At 52.9% G+C, this 749-nt stretch carries 1 protein-coding gene; it reads left to right on the forward strand.

Features of this window, described 5'->3' with window-relative positions; genetic code table 11:
• The first annotated feature begins 192 nt into the window (after window positions 1–192).
• Window positions 193–720 carry a transposase gene (locus tag RND78_RS27835; RefSeq protein ID WP_312733453.1) on the forward strand — a complete coding sequence of 176 codons (528 nt, stop codon included), beginning with the start codon at window positions 193–195 and terminating at the stop codon, window positions 718–720.
• The last annotated feature ends 29 nt before the right edge of the window (window positions 721–749 follow it).

Raw genomic sequence — 749 nt, forward strand, 5'->3', positions numbered from 1 at the left:
GGAGCTCTATGGAGGGAGATCCTTATGCCACGTCGAGCACGCGTTTCTTTGCCAGGATGTTCACTTCATCTGATTCAGAGAGGTAATAATCGCTCAGCGTGCTTTTACGCTGACGAGGACTATCTCTTTTATTTGGATGTATTGGTGGATCAAGCAAAGAAGCATGGGTGTGCAATCCATGCCTAGTGCTTGATGACCAACCATGTTCATTTGTTGGTCACGCCCGAAAGCCCTGATAGTGCAGGGCTCATGATGAAGGGGCTAGGGCAGCGTTACGTACAGTATGTGAATCGCACTTACCGCCGTAGCGGTACGCTGTGGGAAGGTCGCTTCCGCTCTTGCCTCATGCAGGAGGAAGCTTATGTGTTGGCTTGTTATCGATACATTGAGATGAACCCTATCCGCGCCGGTATGGTTGAGCACCCGGCGGAATATCGCTGGTCCAGCTATCGGGTTAACGCACAGGGTGAGCCCTCGGTGCCGGCTTGCCCACACTCACTCTACCAAGCGTTGGGTCGAGATGAGGTGCTCAGAGCTGAGGCTTATAGGGAGTTGTTCCGTTATCAGCTAGAGCCAGGGCTAGTTGATCAAATACGTGCTGCGACGAATGGGAACTACGCACTGGGAAGTCCGAAGTTTTCTGCCGAAGTGGAGGCCGCGTTGGGGCGAAGAGTCACAAAAGGGAAGCCAGGACGCCCCAAGAGCACGCCCGATATCTAGTAGTAAAATGTGGTCTGTCCCCTATTACT

Source organism: Pseudomonas oryzihabitans (assembly GCF_032027545.1).
GTDB classification, from domain to species: Bacteria; Pseudomonadota; Gammaproteobacteria; order Pseudomonadales; family Pseudomonadaceae; genus Chryseomonas; species Chryseomonas oryzihabitans_F.